Below are 20,276 nucleotides of genomic sequence, written 5' to 3'. Positions count from 1 at the left end.
AGCAACTCCTTTAATTTTAATTACTAACAATGCTTTTGTAATTATAATCTTTTTTATGGGTAATTTATAGATAGAAGCGACTATATAATTTTAATGAATAAATATTATATAGATAAAAAAACCCGGGTTAACCGGGTTTTTTAGTAGAAGTAACTATTAATGTGTTGTATCAATAACTCTAACTTCTTGAATGTTACGAGCTTTAACTTCAATTTCAACACGACGATCTGGTGCTAAACATGCTTTTAAGTTAGCGCCACGAAGTGCATTACATTTAGTACCTGTAACTGGTTGTGTTTTGCCTACACCACGAGCACTAATTAAATCAGCTGGAACACCTTTTTCTACTAGGTATTTCATTACTGAATTTGCACGTTGTTCAGAAAGTTTTTGATTATAGGTATCTGAACCAATGCGGTCAGTATGACCAATTACAACGATAGCACTTTGAGTTGGGTTAATTTTAACAAGAGATGTTAATAAGTTGTCTAATGCTTGACGACCTTCAGCTTTTAAGTCAGATTTCGCATAAGAAAATAAGACATCTTCATTTAATACATAACGGTTTTCTTGTGTTTTAACTTCAACTTCTGGTGGCGTTACAGTTGGTGAACCTAAACGGTAAGTAATACCTAAAGTTAACAAGCCTGCGTCTGGTGATGCATTAGTTTTAGTGTGAATATGTTGAACATATTGATATTCTAAACGAGTAGAGAAGTCTTCATCAAAGCGATAGTCAAGACCTAATGCATAAACAGGAGATAAATCAGTTTTTGTACCACCATGTCCGTAATAATCTTTAACTGAACCGCTATTTTTCCATTTAGCAATAGTTACCATTCCACCTGCACGACCATAAATATCAAGGTCATCAGAGATGAATGATATTGGATAGCTTAATTTACCGGTTAAAGAAACACCTTGTGCCGACACTTTGCTGTGACCTAGATCACGGTGTGTTCCTTGACTATTGTAACTTTGTTTATATTTAGCAGAACCTAACCAATCATAACCTAATTCAAATGCTAAATAAGGATTTGCTTGGAAACCAAGAAAAGCACCGCCGCCAATATTACTACGATCAGAAGTACTAACACCAACGTTAGAGTTTTCACGGATTTTATTTGCATCTAATCTGTAGAGTTCAGACCAACCTAATTTAGCACCTGTATAAAAAGTATTATCTTCATATGCTGCATTAGCTGCAGTAGCTGTTAAGCTTGCAACTGCGATTGCTAGAGCTAGAGTTGTTTTTTTCATTTTTTGCCTCAACTTTAATGTTGTTATAGACGATGTTTAGTTTCCTTTTGTTTAAATTTCACTTTAAATAAAAGAATAATTACTTATTGTTGTATTAATTATGGTATACATAATCTCATTTGATTATAGCATATCTTATATGCAAATCTACATTTAATAATATTGTGTTCAAAAAAATTTGAACAATGTTATCAAAATATTTTGTTAACCACTGTAGAGAAATCATTAATTGTATTTGATAACACTCTTGACATAATAAAAAAGTCAGCTTCAAGTCGTTTATCAGATTCATCTGAACTTATATCTTCGTTTTCATCTAGTATAGTAGAATCAAATTTAATTCGTTTAAATGTTAGGTCAGAATTAGCGATAAAGTTAACGCCTCTTTCATCGACAATTTTCATTTTAGTAATCCATTTACCAGAATCAAAATGAACGCGCATTTCATCGCTTGTAATTTCTTGATTTTTACAGCTAATAATTCCGTTGCCTTCAAGTGGATCTTTAAGTTCAGCTTGGTCACCTAACATAAAGGGTGAGAAATTGAGCTTCTCTTTAACCCATGTTGTCATAATCTGTTCAAGCGGTTTATCAATTGATAATGGAGTTAATGCTAATGTTCCAAGTTCTTTACGTAAAATTGCTAGAATATCTTCGGCTTGTTTAAAACTACTACAATCAACAACAATACGTTTGTTTTCAGTATCAATCCAAAGCCAATAATGATTATATTTACTAAAAGCCCTTGGCATTAAGTCAATCATAACTTCATCTTTTAAGTTAGCTTTCTCGTTTTTTGTTAGTTTCCTACTCAAAGCTTGTTCTTGTTTATCAATTTTTTCTAATAAAGTTTGTTTAATGACGGGCGCTGGTAATATTTTGGTTTCTTTTTTTATACGTAATAATAAATGTCCTTGCATATCGACAATAAAATCATTTTGATTATTATCATTATAAGGTGAAACCCAACCCATTTTTGTTGTGTCTAAGTTGCCACATGGCGTAAACAGGTGAGATTTAATTGCTTTTTCAATAGTATCTTTGTTAAGTAAAGTGTCATTATTCAATTGGTAAATAATGGCATTTTTAAACCAGAGCATGTATTTATCGTTCCTAAAGTGTGTTTATAGTTGTTATTTTAGCATGTTTAGTTTTTATTGACTGCCTATAAACTGTAAAACAGCTATAGTTTTATTATTGATCTGAACTTTGCCTATTTCTAAAGTTAGAATTTATAAGATATACCCATATAAATAGATGTTACTGTACTATTATCAACCATTGGACTGTCTGCAGCATCGCCAGTTAATTTATCAATATGTATACTACCAAATGTGGCAATATTATCAGTTAATAAATATTGTGCTCCTATTTCAGCGTAGGGCGTGAATGAACTGTCAGCATTAAAGTAATGTAAATTTGAACGGGAAGATTCTTTATGAGAAATACCATAATAATAATCGTTATGTCTGCTGTTTGCCCAGTTTATGCCTATGGTTGGAACAATTATTAAGCTACCTTGCATATAAGGAATACTATAATCAGTATTGGCTAATAAACTATTACTTTCATTTAATACATCAACTCCTATACTACTAGAAAAACTTCCAAAATTGGTATCAATAGAGTATTCAATTTCTGCTAATAAGGTTGAGTGACGGCTATCAAGAATTCTTAATTGATGATTATCGGAATCATGTGGTTTAAATTCGTTAGATAAGTAACGTGCTCCAATAGATAAACTTTGATTATTTGTATTATAAGCATAAATACCAGCAGATAAATCATCTATAAAAAATAGACCATTATCATAATCAATATGGGGAACTGGATAAAATTTTGAACTATAGTTTTTGTACGGAGAATTTCCCCAACCAATACCTAATCCGATAGATGTTGAGTTAGCGGATACTATAGGTATAGTTGATAAAGTAATTATTGATAAAATAGAAATTGCATAAAGTGTTTTTTTCATCTTTTTTATATCCATTTAAGTAATAATGCTATATCTAATAGAATATTATTCATCTGGATTCATGGTCACACAATCAATACATTAATTGTACATTGTAACAAATGAATTTCCTTAATAATAATGTCATATTTTATCATGTTTGAATATCGATTAGTGAGATAACTTATGAGTAAACCAAGTCTAGAAATGATTAATAGTCGTCCTGATGATGCAACATTATTAGCAGATGAAGCAAAATATTGTTCTTTCGGTGACACAGTACATTATGTTGAACCGCCAAAAATTTTTGATGGCTGTGAAGGTAGCTATATGTATGACAAAGAAGGCAAAGCTTTCCTTGACTTACAAATGTGGTATTCTGCATGTAATTTTGGTTATGCCAATGAACGTTTAAATAATGTCCTAAAAAAACAAATTGATACCTTGCCACAATGTGCAAGCCAATATTTGCATCCAACCAAAATTGAATTAGCTAAAACGATTGCTCAAGGTATGGAAAAACGTTTTGGTTATGAAGGTCGAGTTCATTTTAATGTAGGTGGTTCTCAATGTATTGAAGACTCATTAAAATTGGTGCGTAATGCTTCGGGCGGTAAATCATTAATGTTTGCCTTCCAAGGTGGATATCATGGTCGCACATTGGGTGCATCTTCAATCACATCAAGCTATCGTTATCGTCGTCGTTATGGCCATTTTGGTGATCGTGCAATGTTTGTACCGTTTCCATATCCTTTCCGTCGTCCAAAGGGAATGACCGCAGAAGAATATGGTGAACATTTAGTTGCTGAATTTGCGCGCTTATTCGAAACCGAATACCACGGTGTTTGGGATCCAAAAGTTGGTCAAGCTGAATATGCGGCATTTTATGCTGAACCTTTACAAGCAACGGGTGGCTATATTGTTCCTCCACGTAATTACTTTAAAGGTCTTAAAAAAGTTTTAGACCAATATGGTATTTTATTAGTGGTTGATGAAATCCAAATGGGCTTCTATCGTACTGGTAAATTATGGTCAATAGAACATTTTGATGTTAAACCTGACGTAGTAGTATTTGCGAAAGCATTAACTAATGGTCTTAATCCATTAGGTGGATTATGGGCACGTGAAGAATTAATTAATCCTCAAGTATTCCCTGTGGGCTCAACTCACTCTACTTTTGCTTCAAATCCTCTTGGTACAGCTGTTGGTCTTGAAGTGTTAAAAATGACCTCTGAAACAGATTATGAAAAGATGGTTATGGATAGTGGTACTTATTTCCTTGAGGGTCTGAAAACCTTAGAGAAAAAACATAAAGAAATTGGTGAAGTTGATGGTTTAGGTTTAGCGCTTCGAGCAGAAATTTGTACTGAAGATGGCTTTACAGCAAATAAAGCATTAGTTGATAAGATGGTTGATATCGGTATGTCAGGTGATCTTGACTGGAAAGGAACCAAGATGGGGCTAGTGCTTGATATTGGTGGTTACTACAAAAATGTTATTACTTTTGCTCCATCATTACATATTTCTCGTCAAGAAATCGATCAAGGTATTGAATTACTCGATCAATTAATCACACGCGCAAAGAAAGAACTTTAATAGTTTAACTTTATTCATTCCTTCCTGCCAACTTTTGTTGGCAGGTTGCGTTTTATAGCCAATCATTTATTATATTTATGAATTATATCAATCAGTTAGAAAAAAATGAATTAATAGACAGTTTTTTAACTTATCCGCCACAGAATTTTTCAGCTTGGTTAAGCGATGATGGTGTACCTATTTTTTCTGCCAAGTTTGATTTACTTACTACCGCAAGTGATGATTTTAAATATAAGATTCAAAAACTTCCTTTATATAAAAAATGGCAACACTGGTTACAGCCAAAAACATGTTTTGTTGGAACAACTGTTTCGGAATATACATTATTAACAGATAAGATTGATGCAAATCAATTAGCTAAACATCTTAAAATAACTTATGCTAAACAATATCCTTTTATGATTGTTAAAGATCTTCCCTTAGAATCTCCGTTATTAAGTGAACACGATAATCACTATTCAAAGCAGCTTATTGCAGCGTTGAAAGAACAAGGATATATTGAAGTTGAAGGACAAGCATTAGCTTGGGTACCTATTGATTTTATTGATATTAATGAAATTTTTTCTCGTTTTTCGTATAGTCGTCGTAAAAATTTTAGAAGAAAATTAAAATCACGGGAAAAATTAGATATTAATGTTTTGCGTAGTGGGGATGAATGCTTTTTTAATCAAGCAGTTCAAGACGAATATTATCAACTTTATCTTAATGTTTATCAGCAAAGCGAAGTACATTTTGATTTATTAACTAAATCATTTTTTATTCAATTGTTACAAAGCAAAGCAGCTAAAGCCCATATCTTCACTTATCATCATAATGGCGAATTTATTGGTTATAATATCTGTTTTGAAGTAAATAATAAGCTGGTTGATAAATATATCGGCATGGTTTATCCACAAGCACGCAAACTAAATCTTTACTTTGTAAGCTGGTTTTTCAATCTTGAATATGCATTGCAACAAGGATTTAATTATTATATTGCAGGCTGGACAGATCCTGAAGTAAAAGCATCATTGGGTGCTAAATTCACATTTACTAAACATCTAGTGTATATTCGTAATCCAATATTACGTGTAATATTACGCAAATTGATAAGTCACTTTGAAAGTGACAAGGGGAGAGTATCATGACCTGTCCGATTATACTCAATTTCGATAGAAGTGTAGGTGAGATAAATAATGCTAGAACAATCGATGTGATAGAATGGCAGGATGCCATTCGCTTTGGCTGTACCGAAAAAAAATTCTTTCACTTTGAAAAAGTGTTACAACAATCTCTACCAGATAAATATGGAACAGTATTAATGGGAAGTGGTGATTTTCACCATGTTTCATTATTATTGATTGAACGTTTAGCTAAACAATATTCGGCTAATAATCCTATTCAAGTTGTCGTTTTCGATAATCATCCTGATAATATGCGTTATTTATTCGGTATACATTGTGGTTCATGGATTAGTTATGTGGCAAATTTACCTTTTGTTAGCCATGTACATGTATTAGGTATTACATCTCAAGATATTGGTCTTTTCCATTTTTGGGAAAACAGATGGTCACCACTTTTCCATAAAAAACTAACTTATTGGAGCTTAGATGTTAATGTTGCTTGGGCAAAAAAAATTGGTTTAAGTCATGCTTTTCGCGATTTCGCTACACCAGCTGATCTCATTGCTAGCTTCCTTTCAGAACAATATCATAGTACACAGCCGATTTATTTATCAATTGATAAAGATGTATTGAGTGAGGAAGTCGTACATACCAATTGGGATCAAGGTAAACTACAAACTTATCATATCCTTGATACTATCACATCAATCAAATCACGGCTTATTGGTAGTGATATTACAGGCGAACTTTCTATATGGAGGTCGTCAAATTGGTTTAAACGTTTTCTTAGTTCACTAGATAAACAACCAATGATATCATCTGATGATCTTTCCAATTGGCAGCAAGAGCAACATCAACTTAATCTAACGTTATTAAAAGCCCTTTCAGGATAAACTATTGTAAAAAAGTTTGAGAAAATATAGGTGTTTGAGTATAAAACTCAGACCTACTTTTCCAATATTCTAAACAAATCTAAGAATGGTGATTAGAAGAATTCTGTTTAGATAATTTGCTTTCCGCTAATGCTAAAAACAAAATACCAGAAACAATTAAAATTGTACCAATTAATTTAAATAACGTAATTGGTTCATTAAATAACCAAATTGATACAATCATTACTGTTACTAGTTCAAAGTGAGATGCGGCAAATGCTGGACCTACTGGTGCTTTTTTTAATAGCGTCATCCAAGTAAAAAAAGTGAAAATATATCCAGTAATTGAGATATAAATCCAAGGATTAGTAAAAACACGTACTAACCAATCAATACTCATTTCTAAAGGTTGTGCATGGATAGCTGTTAATTTAAAACTACATTGTGCAATAGTATCAAAAAAAAGTAATATTGAAAAACCAATAATATAGAATCTCGCCATATTAAGACATTCCTACAAAAATGACGCCAGCTGTAATTAATAGCATGCCAATTAAACGATAAAAGGTAAGCAATTCTTTGAAAATAATACGTCCAACAAGCATAATAGTAATAATATTAAATGAGGCCAGCAATACACCTTGTGAAAGTGGAACTAAGGTTAAAAACGCCAACCATAATAAAAATTCAGCAACATAAGATATAATGCCAATCCAAATCCAATGATTTTTTGATAAATCTAGCCAATAATACCAACCATCACGATTATTCGGTGAAGTAGCCGCAAATTTAAAAGCGACTTGCCCTAAGGTATCAAAACAGATGTTACTAACCCAAAGTATGATTACTAATGGTGACATTATGCTTCTATTCCTTCTGCTATGTTATTGAAGAATGTGATGCACTCTTTAATCACTTCTCGACGTTGACTATCAATTGTTATTAAATGATAACTCTCATTTAAGATCACTAGTTTTTTTGAGCCAGAAACGTGTTTTTCAACTAGTTTTGCATTGGTTTCAATATTGGCGATATCATCATTACCTGAATGCATAATTAAACATGGTGAAACAACTTTTGATAGCTGTGCTCGCACATTCTTGGCGAGTAATTGCATTTCAGCAAGTGCTGGGAATGGGTTTCCTGCAAGTCCTGCTGAAGCAGCATCACCATTTAACATGCTTTCAGATACGACGGCTCGAATTCGTTCATCTTTAAGTCCATAAGGCGGTTTTTCAATAAAAGAAACTTTTTGAAAAATCCCTAATTTTTTAAAATAGACTAACAAAAAGAAGAATTTTTTTGCCCAAAAAGGCATACTCCAGCCATCATAATAAAAAGTTGGTGCTAAAACTCCAACCCCCTTAATCTGATCAGGTCTGTCAGCAGCTAGTTTGAGTGCTAATAGCGCACCCATTGATAACCCAGCAACAAAAACATTATCAACATGTTGGGCTAAGTAATTAGCACCTTCTTGTACGCTTTGGTACCAATCTTGCCAAGATGTTTTACAAAGATCAGCTTCCGTACCACAATGACCAGCTAGTTGAATAGCATAAACTGTAAAACCAGCCTTGTGTAAACCATTAGCTAAGATTCGCATTTCATTAGGAGTACCTGTTAAGCCATGAATTAGTAATACACCATTTTTATTACCAGGTAAAAAATAAGATAAATCTTGCATTGTACTCATTATTCTTCCTTTATTATTTTACTATCATGATGGGAATTAAAGAATGTTGTGCTTGTTTTAACGCTTTGGTCACATCAGCAAAACTATTGATAGCACAGTGCATAATCTTATTTTTTTCGCAGTAGTTCACAAGCTTGTCTTTGGCAAAAACATAATCAACATTATGTGATACACAGTAATCTGAGGTACCATCTCCTACATAAAGTATTTGGGGAAAATATTGTTGTTTTTTAACATGATTGCATTTGCAATTACCACTTTGTTTAATACAATCCTTATTGGCATAAGGAAATTCAAGTCGCCAACTACGAGCATTATTATGAAGTAACTTATTGGCAAAAATGGGTAAATTTTCAATACTATGACGCTTTAATACAAACTGGATTGCGTAATCTAACCCATCACTCACCACGTGCACAGGAATATTATTTTGTTGGGTATAATTTATAAAAGATTTAAACATTGGGTCAATTTCAATTTTGGAAAGAACTTGATTGACTTCTTCTAAGCTAGCATCCATTAAAGCAATTTGTTTGCTCATGCATTCTTGAGAACCAATTTTGCCATTAACCCACAATTCTTCGAGCTCATCACAACCATCTTGACCGAAATAACTTAGTAATGTATCAGTTACATCTTTAACACTGATGGTTCCATCAAAATCACATAAGACGATAGGGGTCTGATGCTGAGTATAAGATGGATGAAAAAGATGGGTAGCAATTGATGAAAAAGTATTCATTTTAAAATTAAAATAGTCTAATTATAGATAATGGCATAAATTCTCTCATAAAGAAGATTTAAACTTTGTGGGCTCTTTGTATATATTTTGTAACGAGGGTGAAATTGTCTGTATAATGAGGTTTCACTAGGTATAAGCTATAGTAATGAGAACCTATAATGAGCGAACGTATATTAATCATTGAAGACGACCCAAGATTAGCCAACCTCATACAAGTATACCTTGTTCGGCAAGGGTATATCGTTGACTGGCATAATAGTGGCGAAGGTGCAGAAGAAAAAATTCACCAACTCAATCCAGATTTGGTCATATTAGATGTCATGTTACCAAAAAAATCAGGTTTTGATATTTGTCGTGATATACGTGGGTGGTTCGCCAACTTTATTTTGATCATGACAGCCAGTGAAGATAACATTGATGAAATTGTAGGACTCGAACTTGGCGCTGATGATTATTTGGCAAAACCAGTTGAACCAAGGTTATTGCTTGCTCGAATTCGTGCCTTATTACGACGAAAACAGATAGAAACTGAAAAAGATAATGGCAAAGAATTAGTTATACCTTTAAATAATAAAACCCTTATTTTTGATAATTTAGTTATAGATGGTGAAAATAGGAAAGTAATATTACAAGAGCAAGAGATAGATTTAACTACCGCTGAATTTGATCTTCTATGGTTATTAGCCAATAATGCTGGAAACATTCTATCTAGGGATGATATTTTTTCACAAGTTCGCGGTATTGATTTTGACGGTAGCGATCGTTCAATTGATTCCCGTATATCAAGACTTCGCCGTAAATTACTTGATGATCCTGACAATCCATCACGAATTAAAACAGTTCGAGGAAAAGGTTATTTATTTATGCGTGAAGGGGACAGTCATTGAGCCATTTATTAGCCAAACCACTATTTTTCAATCGACGAATTGTATTTTATCTGGTTATTTTACTTTCTTTGCAATGTATTATTGCTTATGGCGCTTTATTGGTGTTTGACTCTTTACCTTCCTCGTTAACCGATATGCCTGATGACCATGTTGTATTTCGTGAGTCACAACGAGGTACTGTAAACTTGATTCGGATGAGAATTAACGAAAATAAAAATCGACCTTTGCAAGAAGTTGTTGACGAGTTACAACCTTATTTTGGCTACTCAATAGAAATTTTACCAATCGATATTGCTTTGCCCCATTCAGTTTCTCACGAATTAAAAAATCTTGGTTTTTCTTATGATAGTGATAAAGAAGTCGTCTACATTGATTTAAATGATGGTAATTTATTACAATTAGGCCCTATCGTGATGCGCGATATTTTACAGTCTAACACTATGTCATTAACTGTTTTTTTAATTATTTGGGCGCTATTTAGTGCGATAATCTTTTTCATTCTAATCTATTTCGCTTTTAGTGCAGTTTGGAAAGATTTAGTAAACATAAGACAAACTGCAGAACAGCTTGGGCAGGGCAATTTGAAAGCTAGAACTGAAAACGTTAAAGGTTGGTTATTTAAACCGCTAGCAAATGTACTGAATAATATGGGAACACATATAGAACATTTAGTTAGTACTAATCAAACTATTTCTCATGCTATGGCGCATGAATTGCGTACCCCGCTTGCCCGTATGCGATTTGAGCTCAGTATGCTTGAAGAATCTAATGATGAACAAGAAAAATTGCTTTTACAAAAAGGGATGAGTGATGATATTAACGAACTGGAAACCTTAATTAGTGCCAGCTTAAATTACTTTAAAATGCAACAAAGTAATATTGAGTTAAATTTAACACAAGTTTCATTAAAACAATGGGGTGAAAAAGTTTGCCAATCTTTAGCACTATTTAAACCTAAAGGATTTGAGTTAACATGCAATAGTCAAGATGTTTTAGCTATAATTGATACTAATTTAGCAGAAACAATTGTTAAAAATTTACTTCTTAATGCATTTAAATATGCAACACATAAAGCAGTTTTAAATATTACAAAACAAAAAAATAGTGTAATAATTGAAATTGATGACGATGGTCTAGGCATTCCGTTTGAAGCGCGTGAAAAGATTTTTATGCCTTTTGCCAGACTTGATACCAGTCGAACACGTTCTACTGGTGGTTATGGTCTTGGATTAGCTTATGTCAAATTAATGGCAGAGTTTCATAATGGTAATGCTTTCGTTGTTACCAGCCCTCTTGGTGGAGCAAGGTTTGTGGTTTCATTGAAGTCTAGCTATCCTTAATTATTTTTTTATAATTAATCCGTTATTATTAAAATTAATCATAATTGTGAAGTTCCTGTAATATATTTATAGGAAGCTATCATAAGATAATATTTACTCTATTGAACTGTGAGGTAAATATTATGATCGATGACTCAAAGCATTCAACTCCTAAATCTTATTGGATTAGATTAGTTGTTATTTTCTTTTTGGGTTGGATTGTTATTTATGCCGGAAGATCTGTTTTAAGTCCTTTAGTAGGTGAGTTACAAACTCAGTTTGGTTTAACTAAAGCCCAAACAGGGGGCATTATGAGCTTGTTTTTTCTTGCTTATACATTGTTTCAAATACCATCAGGCGTTCTTGGTGATAGAATAGGTCGTAAACGTGTTTTAGTTACAGGATTTTTTCTCTATGCTATCTTTATAGCTTGTGTATATTTTGCGTCTTCATTCTCAACTTTCCTTATACTTTGGATATTAGCCGGTGCGGCACAAGGATGTTATTATGGACCACAATATGCCTTATCTACCGAAGCAATCCCCAAAAAATGGATAACATTAGGTAGTGCAATTATTGGTAGTGGTATGTCATTTGGTATCGCGATGGGATATTATCTTTCAAGTGTGATGATTTCGCTTTTCAATACTTCATGGAAAATACCGTTTGTGATGGTTGCAATTCCAATAGTAATAGTTACTCTTTTAATGATTTTTTGTATTAAAGAAAAAGGAAGTGCTTTAGTTGAAATATCAAGTTCTCAAAAAACTAATTTTTCTCAACTTTTTAAAAATCGTAATCTTGTTTTAGCTTATATCACCATCTTTTGTTCTATTTATGCTTTCTTTGTTATTATTACTTGGTTGCCAAACTATCTTGAAGTAGAAAGGGGCATGAACAAAATAGAAGCCTCACAAATTGCATCAATTGTGCCTTGGATCTCAATTATTGGGACAATATTATGTAGTTATATTTCTGATAAATTGGGTCGTCGCAAACCTGTAATATTATTTATGATGCCATTATCACTAATTGCAATTTTTTCAATAGTGTATTGTCATTCTTATATTGAACTTATTGCAGTGCTTGTATTATATGGTTTTATTGGTAAAATTAGTTTAAATCCTGTACTGATAGCTTTAGTTGCTGATAATGCTCCTAAAGTATCATTAAGTACTGCATTTGGGCTGTATAATTTTTTTGGCATGACTGCATCGATTTGTGCTCCTTATTTTACAGGTTTGATTGCCGATAAAACAGGAAGTTTAAATAGTGGTTTTTACTTAGCGGCAGTTATTACAATGGTTGGAATAACCGCAATGCTATTTGTCAGCGAAAGACAAACTGCTAACTAAATTTAACATATCGTAATGATATTATCTATTTTTAATCATCGTTACTTGCAGGCTATCTTGTCAGAAATCACAGATATGCATAAATTGTAATGAAACATATTGTTTTATCAATATAAAAAGTCTGTTTTTTCCATTTCAGAAAAACAAAAAATTTGTTATATTCTTTGGTCAAAATGATAAAAAGTGATCGAACAAATTTTTAAATTCGTCGTTGAAATATATAATCAGAGGTTTTTTTATGAGCGGTTCACTACCGGCTGAGACTGATAATCGTCCAACAAATTTTATTCGCCAAATTATTGATGCAGATCTTGCAGCAGGAAAATATAAAACAACGCATACTCGTTTTCCACCGGAACCAAATGGTTATTTACATATAGGCCATGCTAAATCAATATGTTTAAACTTTGGTCTTGCTCAAGATTATCAAGGTAAATGTAATTTACGTTTTGATGATACTAATCCAGCTAAAGAAGATATTGAATATGTTGAGTCAATTAAAGAAGATGTACGCTGGTTAGGTTTTGAATGGGATGGTGAAATTTGTTATTCATCTGATTATTTCGACCGTTTATATGAGTATGCTATTGAGCTTATCGAAAAAGGTCTTGCTTATGTTGATGAATTATCAGCTGATGAAATCCGCGAATATCGAGGAACTCTAACCCAACCAGGTAAAAATAGTCCCTACCGTGACCGTAGTGTTGATGACAATTTAGTGCTTTTTAAACAAATGAAAGAAGGTAAATTTGCAGAAGGGAAAGCTTGTTTACGCGCTAAAATTGATATGGCATCACCATTCATCGTTATGCGAGATCCTGTTTTATATCGCATTAAATTTGCAGAGCATCACCAAACAGGTAATAAGTGGTGTATCTATCCAATGTATGACTTTACCCATTGTATATCTGATGCGATTGAAAACATTACTCATTCTCTCTGTACACTTGAGTTCCAAGATAACCGCCGTTTATATGATTGGGTATTGGATAATATCACCATTGAAGCACGGCCACATCAGTATGAGTTTTCTCGTTTAAATTTAGAATATGCAATAACTTCTAAACGTAAATTGACACTGTTAGTCACAGAAAAGATTGTTGATGGTTGGAATGATCCACGTATGCCCACTGTTTCAGGTCTACGTCGTCGTGGGTATACACCCGCTTCAATTCGTGAATTTTGTCGTCGCATTGGCGTAACAAAGCAAGAAAATACTGTTGAGATGAGCACGCTAGAGTTTTGTATTCGTGAAGATCTTAATGAAAATGCGCCACGAGCTATGGCTGTGCTTGATCCTATTAAAGTGGTAATTGAAAACTTTTCAGAAACAATTGATGAAGTATTAAGCATGCCAAATCATCCTAATCGTCCAGAGTTAGGAAATCGTGAAGTAACTTTTACTCGTGAAATTTATATCGATCGAGCTGATTTTAGAGAAGAAGCTAACAAAAATTATAAACGTTTAGTTTTAGGAAAAGAAGTTCGTTTGCGTAATGCTTATGTGATTCGTGCTGATCGCGTTGAAAAAGATGCAGAAGGTAATATCCAAACTATTTACTGTACTTACGATCCAGCTACGTTAAATAAAAATCCTGAAGATGGGCGTAAAGTTAAAGGGGTGATTCATTGGGTGTCAGCTAAATTTGCTAAGCCAGCTGAAATTCGTCTTTATGATCGTTTGTTTAATACGCCAAATCCTGGATCGGCTGATGACTTTTTATCAACCATTAATCCTAATTCTTTATTGATCAAAAAAGGTTTTGTTGAACCAAGTTTACAATATGCTGAGGTAGGTAAGGCTTTTCAATTTGAACGTGAAGGATATTTTTGTTTAGACAGCAAATATGCTTCAGATGATAATTTGGTATTTAATCGAACTGTGGGTTTGAGAGATAGCTGGAACGATGCTTAAGCTATAATATGTATGATATTCGCCGATTTAGGTCGGCGAATTATCAATAATTTTATCTTTAATCTTCAAATTTAAATAATTTTGTTTGTTGATCCAAATAGTTAAGCAAATCAGGCATTCTATATTTACCTGACATTAATTTTATATTTTCCGCAGCCTCTTCTAATGATATACCTAACGCGGTGACATATAAAGGATGCTTACTTTGCCCTCGAACTACTTCAATTAAATATTCATTATTTTCATAAAAGGGTTTTTTCGCTACTCCAATAACAGGTATTTTCTTATCTAAAGTATTATATAAATAGCCTCCCAACCCTATCTTACCGTTATTCAAGTGTACATATCCATCAATAACAATAGTGGTAATTTTACTTAAATCAATTTTATTTAAAAGTGACATTATGCAAGGTAGTTCTCGTTGATAAAATTGACCTGATTGATAGGGGGCAACATTATTTTGATAGTCAATAATGATTTTTTTAATATCTGATTTATTATCGGTCCAATGATTAAATAAAATACCTACAGATTTTGCTTGGTTATTTATATAATAAACATCAATTGCAAGAATCATTTATCTTATTTTCCCTAAGTTATTTTATAAGTCAATAGTATTGATATTTTTACAATATCAAAATGTTAATATGGTTTTATCAAATCTAATAATATAATCTTTTTTATTATTCTAACTTTTTCATTTCTTTTAATAATTTCAAAGCTAAAAACATTAAAAATATTGAAGCTGCAATTAAAACACCCCAAATTAACAATTTTAATAATATAGGTGATTTAGTTGAAACATTTTCTGTTTTAGATAATACTTTTTTGTTGCCTAACTTGACATTATCACCTAAATAAGCTTCAGGCACATTTTGAGGGGATATTGAGTCATTAAGTAGAGCTTTTTCGCTTAATGAAGCGGGTTGAGCATTGGCTGACCCCCAAGCAAGAATGAAAGGTCCATTATTGGCACTGTTGAAAATAACACTCATTCGATAGCGATAAGCAGTCACGAGAGGAGCATCATTTAAAGAAGCATTAATTGCTTTGATTTTTAGCTGTTTAATATTTAGTACTGAATTATTAATTTTAATTGATTGACCTTTATCATCATTTATACGCCGAAAAATAAAATCATCAAGTTTATGCCACGTTTTATCACTATCACTAATTTTATAATAGATACTTGCAGGTAAGACAGTTCGCTCATTTTTTAGTTTAATTGAGAGTTCTTTTATTGGTAGTGATGTTGGTAACTGATAAATAGCCTCTTGCTCATTTGCAGAAATTAAATCGAAATTAATAGGATAAAGAGCCTTTGTTGGCATTTGTTTTCTTGACGTAAATTCAACTCCTTTAATACTAGGAACTATTTTCTTATCGGATTTTAATCGTAAAATCCAATAGTTAGATTTGAAATTAATACCGGACGGTAAATCAATAGTATTAACTTTTAATGATTGATTATTGTTGTTATCTGTCAAGGACATTATAGGAATATCATTAATTGCAGTTTGCCATTTTTTTAAATCATTACTATAAAGTAGGTTAGCTGTTGCTTGCCAATTCAGATTTTTGGATGTATCAAAATCAATAGATAAACGACTGAATGGTTGTTCTAATTTAATTTCATTAGGGATTTGTAACAAGTAGGTTGCGCTATATTCCTCCTGTTTACTCGTGTTATCAAGGTAAATTTGCACATTTTTATTATTGATATTAATACTGTATTGATCTATTGGATGCTTATTTTGTTGTTCCTCTTTTTTATAAGATTGTTGAGTATTATCTAATGAGTATACAGTGACAGGAAAGGTATCATTTTCATCATATTGTTGATAAACATTCACTAAGGCAAAAGGCACTAGTTGACCTTTATGATTGAAAACGCGTACATCATCTAATGTGTTTGATAATGTTTGAGTATAAACTTCACTGGTCAAGTCTATTCGATTATACATGCTAGTATTATCACTAATTTCTATTATAGCGCCATAAGCATATTGATTAGTTTGATCAGTTGCTTGACACAATCCACTTATTAGCAAAAGGGAGCTGAATAAGATTTTTTTCATAATTTTCTATCCATTAATATAAATAATTATTCAGGAACTTAATTTTCTTTTAACTACGAACAAATCAATTTTATTTTTCCTGAATTTTTCAAAATAATCACTTAAAGTCATTAAATTAAATTGTTTTTATAATCTTTTTATATCATTTTTTAATTTTTTATGGTTATATCTTCATCACTTTGTTTTGGCGGTATAGGTGCTAAGTAACCGATTAATAACATTAATAATGCTATACCAATAAATGCAAATGCACGTAATAAACCATCAGTTTCTTGTATATCAACAAATATTAGTTTAATAATTACGGTGATTTGAATTAACTGTCCGCTATACCATATTTTACGAAAAGAATAACGGTGTCCAATAGCGATTAAAATTACAGCGCTTAGCATCCAGAGGAGCGATGCGGTCATTTGTACAATATTATTGTGCCACAAAGTATGTGTGTTCCAAGAGATATCAAATATTTGACTCAAACAGCGCAATACGACACTATTACCCCAAAGAAATGTTAAGGTTGCTAACGATATTAAAATCCAATTAGGTAATGGAATGTTCCAGCTAACAAAGTCTGTTGTTTTATTGTCAAATTGCACATAATTTGTCATTAATTTTATCCAAACGCTAAACATGAGTAAGCTAAAAATAGCACTTTCTTCAAGTGGATTAATAATTGGAATATAACTCCAATAGATAATTTGACCACTCATGCTTAGACCCGCAACCAAATAGTATGCAATGTATCCAATTAGGGGAAGTAAGCCCACAGCCCAATAACTTTTTATTAATAAGAATGAAGTAATATATTGGCGTTTAATAAGAAAATAAAACAGTAAAATAATACTACATGCGATGGTTGCCATTAAACTCCATTTTATGACTTCATATCCCCATGGTAAGGCATCGAATATATGAATTAATTCTTGAAGTAACCAGTATAATAGCGTCCAAAACAGGCTAATATGTAGTAAAATTAGATGGTTATCATTTGATAGATTATTATTAATTTTTGCTGAATTTATTTTATATAAATAAACATAACAGCTTATGAACGTTATGATCCAAGCTAAACTGCAAATCCAATAGTCGGATAAATAATAACATGAGGCGCTCTCACTTTTATATAAGCTTATAATCAGTGCAATCCAGAGTAATAACATCCCATTACATATAATACTCCAATTAATTTTTCTACCTATGAAATACCATAACCAAACTGAAGCAGTTTCACATAATAAAATTAATGAAATTTCAAAAGGGGTTTGATCTAAAAATAGTGGAACACTCAATAAAATCCATAATATCCAACTAATAATAGAAATAGATAAATAAGATAATTTTATCACTCTAGTTATTTCAGTTTTTTGTCCATAGTAATGCCACAAACAAGCATTAATAAATAAAATAATACTGCTTATTCCTGAAAGTAAAGTGAATAATATTGGGGTTATTTGATAATATGCTAAAGATATCAATACCGAAATGATACCTAGTAACGTGATTAATACACCAAATAAAGCTGTTCGGTAATATTTTTGAGATAGCGTAATCCAAGTAATGGCTGTTCCTTCAAACATCCATAATAAAGCGGTCCAATTGGCGCTAAGTGCCAGCGGAATAGATAATGTAATAAATGAAACCCCAATAGCTAGCCAAAATAATGATATTGTTTTAGCTAGTGATTTCCATTTATGTAAAATGATATAGGCACCAGCAAGATAGAATAATCCAAATCCTAATGATGAAAATGCAGGACCAAATTCCCACTGTTGAGTAATAGCATATTGTAATCCAAACCCGCATAATGGTGCACCAAATAGTAACAGCAAATCAATTATATTTTGATACTCTTCTGTACGTATGCTTCGGACTGATAATAATACAGCTAAAATCCCGTAGATAACTAAATTGGCAAATATAAATATTTGACATTCAATATAGAATTCTGAAGTGAAATTATTTATTCCCCAAACTAACGAGATGACAAAAGTAAATAAAAATCCTAATAAATTAAGACTTCTCCAAGATTGTGTGATACTGATTAGCAATATTGCTGTTGAAATCATTAAATAATAACTAAATAATGCAACATGGTTACCAGAACCGTCAGATAATAAAATTGGTGTTACATATCCCCCAACACAAGCAATAATTGCCAAGCTCATTGCTCTTTGTAATATTGCAAATAAAATACTGGTAGAACATATAACAACTAAAATAGCAAAGGTAAGTAAAGCTGGAACTAACTCGTATAACTTGAAAGCTGCAAAAATAGTAAGATATAAAACAGCAATACCCCCTCCCTGTAAAATAAGGGCATAAATTTGGCGTTTTAATCGTAATTTCCATCCAGCAGCTAATAATCCAATACCTAATATTACGGCACCTAGAATTCTGATTTCAGGTGACATGTAGTTATGCTCAATACTATATTTAAATAGATAAGATAATCCTAAAAACAGGATCACAATTGCAACTTTCGCAATGATATTACCTTTAATTAACCAATTGAAAAAAACATAACCGATATTGATTTCATTGTCTTCTGATTGTTTATGGTTTGAATTAAATGTATTTTGTGACACCTCTTTAATTTCAGGTTGACTATCTGAGTTGGTTATAGGTATTGATGATGCTTTCTCTGTAAATGTTTGTTTTTCATAGTATTGTTTATTATGTTCAACACCCACTACTTTTTCAGCTATTGGTTCTAAATTAGTTTGATTAACTAAGTCATCTAAAGCTTGATCATTTTTTTCATTAAATGCCAAAGTTGAAAATGTTGATTCTTGATGGTAGTGACTTAAAGGCTGTTTTACTTCTATTTCTGGTATTAATGATTCCGAAAAGTTTTCTGTTTCATCACAATGAGTATTAATCATTGATTGAGTTATTTCGGCACTTTGTTTAATTTCAATAGAATTGTTTTTGTTTTGGGGATCAAGATTGTTATTAACTGTAGGGGTAGAAGATGTTTGATCTGTATAACTTTCTTCTTCTTCAACATTAGCTTTATTTGATACATAATGTTGCTGCGTAAAAGATAAAAGATGCTTTTGTAATTCCGTCAGTTGATTTTGTAATACCCAAATTTGTTCTTTTAAATTATAAAAATTAACAAATACTCCAATAAACAGAGCGATAATAATGAGGAATAAAAAAATAAATTCCACTTTAAATTTTCCTTATAATTCATAAAAATGATAATTACTATTTATAGTTTTTATCAGTAATATGTATTTTATTTTATAGCAAATTAATATTTTTGCATTAATTTACTTATATTTAGTTAATTTTGATATCATTTTTTTAAATTTGTAGTGCTTTAGATATCAGTTTCTATCAGGGTGCTATCTATTTAGCTGGTCAAGTAATATTATCTGCAATGTTTGATTACGATTTTCACTTTTTTAAAAGTAACCTCTTTTTCTCGATTGTCTAAAAATTTTCATTTAAATTAAGCTGTTTTTCTCTTTGATAGATGGTTTTTTATTGAGTAAAT

Annotated in this window: 17 protein-coding genes; 7 read left to right on the top strand and 10 right to left on the bottom strand. The window is 31.8% G+C overall.

Annotation, left to right across the window (positions count from 1 at the left end):
* Positions 1 to 156: 156 nt before the first annotated feature.
* The 3 genes from ompA to AC5LW9_RS13810 form a co-directional block, all read right to left on the bottom strand.
* Positions 157 to 1,260, bottom strand: coding sequence for a porin OmpA (gene ompA / locus AC5LW9_RS13820; RefSeq protein WP_198227546.1), 1,104 nt, complete (start codon positions 1,258 to 1,260; stop codon positions 157 to 159).
* A 191-nt stretch (positions 1,261 to 1,451) separates the two neighbouring features.
* Complete coding sequence (locus tag AC5LW9_RS13815; protein WP_198227544.1) at positions 1,452 to 2,360, bottom strand: recombination-associated protein RdgC; 909 nt, start codon at positions 2,358 to 2,360, stop codon at positions 1,452 to 1,454.
* A gap of 125 nt (positions 2,361 to 2,485) precedes the next feature.
* Entirely contained in the window at positions 2,486 to 3,235 is a 750-nt protein-coding gene (locus tag AC5LW9_RS13810) for a MipA/OmpV family protein (protein ID WP_198227542.1), read from the bottom strand.
* A gap of 165 nt (positions 3,236 to 3,400) precedes the next feature.
* Between AC5LW9_RS13810 and AC5LW9_RS13805 the strand changes: the two genes are divergently transcribed.
* The 3 genes from AC5LW9_RS13805 to AC5LW9_RS13795 all read left to right on the top strand — a co-directional run bounded on the left by AC5LW9_RS13805 (position 3,401) and on the right by AC5LW9_RS13795 (position 6,806).
* Positions 3,401 to 4,810 (top strand): aspartate aminotransferase family protein, encoded by a 1,410-nt coding sequence (locus AC5LW9_RS13805; RefSeq protein ID WP_232352494.1) that lies wholly within the window; start codon positions 3,401 to 3,403, stop codon positions 4,808 to 4,810.
* 77 nt (positions 4,811 to 4,887) lie between these two features.
* Positions 4,888 to 5,937 carry a GNAT family N-acetyltransferase gene (locus AC5LW9_RS13800; RefSeq protein WP_493456086.1) on the top strand — a complete coding sequence of 350 codons (1,050 nt, stop codon included), beginning with the start codon at positions 4,888 to 4,890 and terminating at the stop codon, positions 5,935 to 5,937.
* A complete protein-coding gene (locus AC5LW9_RS13795; RefSeq protein ID WP_493456085.1) occupies positions 5,934 to 6,806 on the top strand; it encodes an arginase family protein in 873 nt (290 codons plus the stop codon). Before AC5LW9_RS13800 ends, AC5LW9_RS13795 begins: the two co-directional genes overlap by 4 nt.
* A 79-nt stretch (positions 6,807 to 6,885) precedes the next feature.
* Here AC5LW9_RS13795 and AC5LW9_RS13790 read toward each other — a convergent pair whose 3' ends face one another.
* Genes AC5LW9_RS13790 through AC5LW9_RS13775 form a run of 4 tightly spaced genes read right to left on the bottom strand, consistent with a single transcriptional unit; the run spans position 6,886 to position 9,220 of the window.
* Positions 6,886 to 7,287, bottom strand: a complete 402-nt coding sequence (locus tag AC5LW9_RS13790; RefSeq protein ID WP_198227536.1) for a DMT family transporter — start codon at positions 7,285 to 7,287, stop codon at positions 6,886 to 6,888.
* 1 nt (position 7,288) lies between these two features.
* Complete coding sequence (locus AC5LW9_RS13785; protein WP_065603399.1) at positions 7,289 to 7,645, bottom strand: EamA family transporter; 357 nt, start codon at positions 7,643 to 7,645, stop codon at positions 7,289 to 7,291.
* Positions 7,645 to 8,478, bottom strand: coding sequence for an alpha/beta hydrolase (locus tag AC5LW9_RS13780; protein WP_198227535.1), 834 nt, complete (start codon positions 8,476 to 8,478; stop codon positions 7,645 to 7,647). The genes AC5LW9_RS13785 and AC5LW9_RS13780 overlap by 1 nt, the downstream gene beginning before the upstream one ends.
* A gap of 13 nt (positions 8,479 to 8,491) precedes the next feature.
* Positions 8,492 to 9,220, bottom strand: coding sequence for an MtnX-like HAD-IB family phosphatase (locus tag AC5LW9_RS13775; protein WP_198236446.1), 729 nt, complete (start codon positions 9,218 to 9,220; stop codon positions 8,492 to 8,494).
* A gap of 158 nt (positions 9,221 to 9,378) precedes the next feature.
* Here AC5LW9_RS13775 and AC5LW9_RS13770 point away from each other — a divergent pair, with 158 nt between their 5' ends.
* The 4 genes from AC5LW9_RS13770 (at position 9,379) to glnS (ending at position 14,696) form a co-directional block, all read left to right on the top strand.
* A complete protein-coding gene (locus AC5LW9_RS13770) occupies positions 9,379 to 10,107 on the top strand; it encodes a winged helix-turn-helix domain-containing protein (RefSeq protein WP_198227533.1) in 729 nt (242 codons plus the stop codon).
* Positions 10,104 to 11,447 (top strand): ATP-binding protein, encoded by a 1,344-nt coding sequence (locus tag AC5LW9_RS13765; RefSeq protein ID WP_493456084.1) that lies wholly within the window; start codon positions 10,104 to 10,106, stop codon positions 11,445 to 11,447. The genes AC5LW9_RS13770 and AC5LW9_RS13765 overlap by 4 nt, the downstream gene beginning before the upstream one ends.
* 122 nt (positions 11,448 to 11,569) lie before the next feature.
* A complete protein-coding gene (locus tag AC5LW9_RS13760; protein ID WP_493456083.1) occupies positions 11,570 to 12,781 on the top strand; it encodes an MFS transporter in 1,212 nt (403 codons plus the stop codon).
* Between the two features lie 238 nt (positions 12,782 to 13,019).
* Positions 13,020 to 14,696, top strand: a complete 1,677-nt coding sequence (gene glnS / locus AC5LW9_RS13755; RefSeq protein ID WP_493456082.1) for a glutamine--tRNA ligase — start codon at positions 13,020 to 13,022, stop codon at positions 14,694 to 14,696.
* 58 nt (positions 14,697 to 14,754) lie between these two features.
* On the opposite strand, the gene AC5LW9_RS13750 is transcribed toward glnS, so the two are convergent.
* The 3 genes from AC5LW9_RS13750 to AC5LW9_RS13740 form a co-directional block, all read right to left on the bottom strand.
* The gene (locus AC5LW9_RS13750) at positions 14,755 to 15,273 is read right to left on the bottom strand and encodes an endonuclease V (protein WP_493456081.1); all 519 of its coding nucleotides are present in this window, start codon (positions 15,271 to 15,273) and stop codon (positions 14,755 to 14,757) included.
* A 106-nt stretch (positions 15,274 to 15,379) separates the two neighbouring features.
* On the bottom strand, positions 15,380 to 16,774 hold the full coding sequence (locus AC5LW9_RS13745; RefSeq protein ID WP_493456080.1) for a DUF3999 family protein: 1,395 nt from the start codon (positions 16,772 to 16,774) through the stop codon (positions 15,380 to 15,382).
* A gap of 149 nt (positions 16,775 to 16,923) precedes the next feature.
* Positions 16,924 to 19,947, bottom strand: coding sequence for a DUF2339 domain-containing protein (locus AC5LW9_RS13740; protein WP_493456079.1), 3,024 nt, complete (start codon positions 19,945 to 19,947; stop codon positions 16,924 to 16,926).
* Between the last annotated feature and the right edge of the window lie 329 nt (positions 19,948 to 20,276).

Source organism: Gilliamella sp. LMG 34360 (genome assembly GCF_984568995.1).
This window is presented reverse-complemented; position numbering and strand designations above follow the sequence as displayed.

What these genes read in the sequence shown, in the direction of transcription:
- ompA (WP_198227546.1), bottom strand. Translation starts at nt 1,260, where the DNA reads ATGAAAAAAACAACTCTAGCTCTAGCAATCGCAGTTGCAAGCTTAACA.
- AC5LW9_RS13815 (WP_198227544.1), bottom strand. Translation starts at nt 2,360, where the DNA reads ATGCTCTGGTTTAAAAATGCCATTATTTACCAATTGAATAATGACACT.
- AC5LW9_RS13810 (WP_198227542.1), bottom strand. Translation starts at nt 3,235, where the DNA reads ATGAAAAAAACACTTTATGCAATTTCTATTTTATCAATAATTACTTTA.
- AC5LW9_RS13805 (WP_232352494.1), top strand. Translation starts at nt 3,401, where the DNA reads ATGAGTAAACCAAGTCTAGAAATGATTAATAGTCGTCCTGATGATGCA.
- AC5LW9_RS13800 (WP_493456086.1), top strand. Translation starts at nt 4,888, where the DNA reads ATGAATTATATCAATCAGTTAGAAAAAAATGAATTAATAGACAGTTTT.
- AC5LW9_RS13795 (WP_493456085.1), top strand. Translation starts at nt 5,934, where the DNA reads ATGACCTGTCCGATTATACTCAATTTCGATAGAAGTGTAGGTGAGATA.
- AC5LW9_RS13790 (WP_198227536.1), bottom strand. Translation starts at nt 7,287, where the DNA reads ATGGCGAGATTCTATATTATTGGTTTTTCAATATTACTTTTTTTTGAT.
- AC5LW9_RS13785 (WP_065603399.1), bottom strand. Translation starts at nt 7,645, where the DNA reads ATGTCACCATTAGTAATCATACTTTGGGTTAGTAACATCTGTTTTGAT.
- AC5LW9_RS13780 (WP_198227535.1), bottom strand. Translation starts at nt 8,478, where the DNA reads ATGAGTACAATGCAAGATTTATCTTATTTTTTACCTGGTAATAAAAAT.
- AC5LW9_RS13775 (WP_198236446.1), bottom strand. Translation starts at nt 9,220, where the DNA reads ATGAATACTTTTTCATCAATTGCTACCCATCTTTTTCATCCATCTTAT.
- AC5LW9_RS13770 (WP_198227533.1), top strand. Translation starts at nt 9,379, where the DNA reads ATGAGCGAACGTATATTAATCATTGAAGACGACCCAAGATTAGCCAAC.
- AC5LW9_RS13760 (WP_493456083.1), top strand. Translation starts at nt 11,570, where the DNA reads ATGATCGATGACTCAAAGCATTCAACTCCTAAATCTTATTGGATTAGA.
- glnS (WP_493456082.1), top strand. Translation starts at nt 13,020, where the DNA reads ATGAGCGGTTCACTACCGGCTGAGACTGATAATCGTCCAACAAATTTT.
- AC5LW9_RS13750 (WP_493456081.1), bottom strand. Translation starts at nt 15,273, where the DNA reads ATGATTCTTGCAATTGATGTTTATTATATAAATAACCAAGCAAAATCT.
- AC5LW9_RS13745 (WP_493456080.1), bottom strand. Translation starts at nt 16,774, where the DNA reads ATGAAAAAAATCTTATTCAGCTCCCTTTTGCTAATAAGTGGATTGTGT.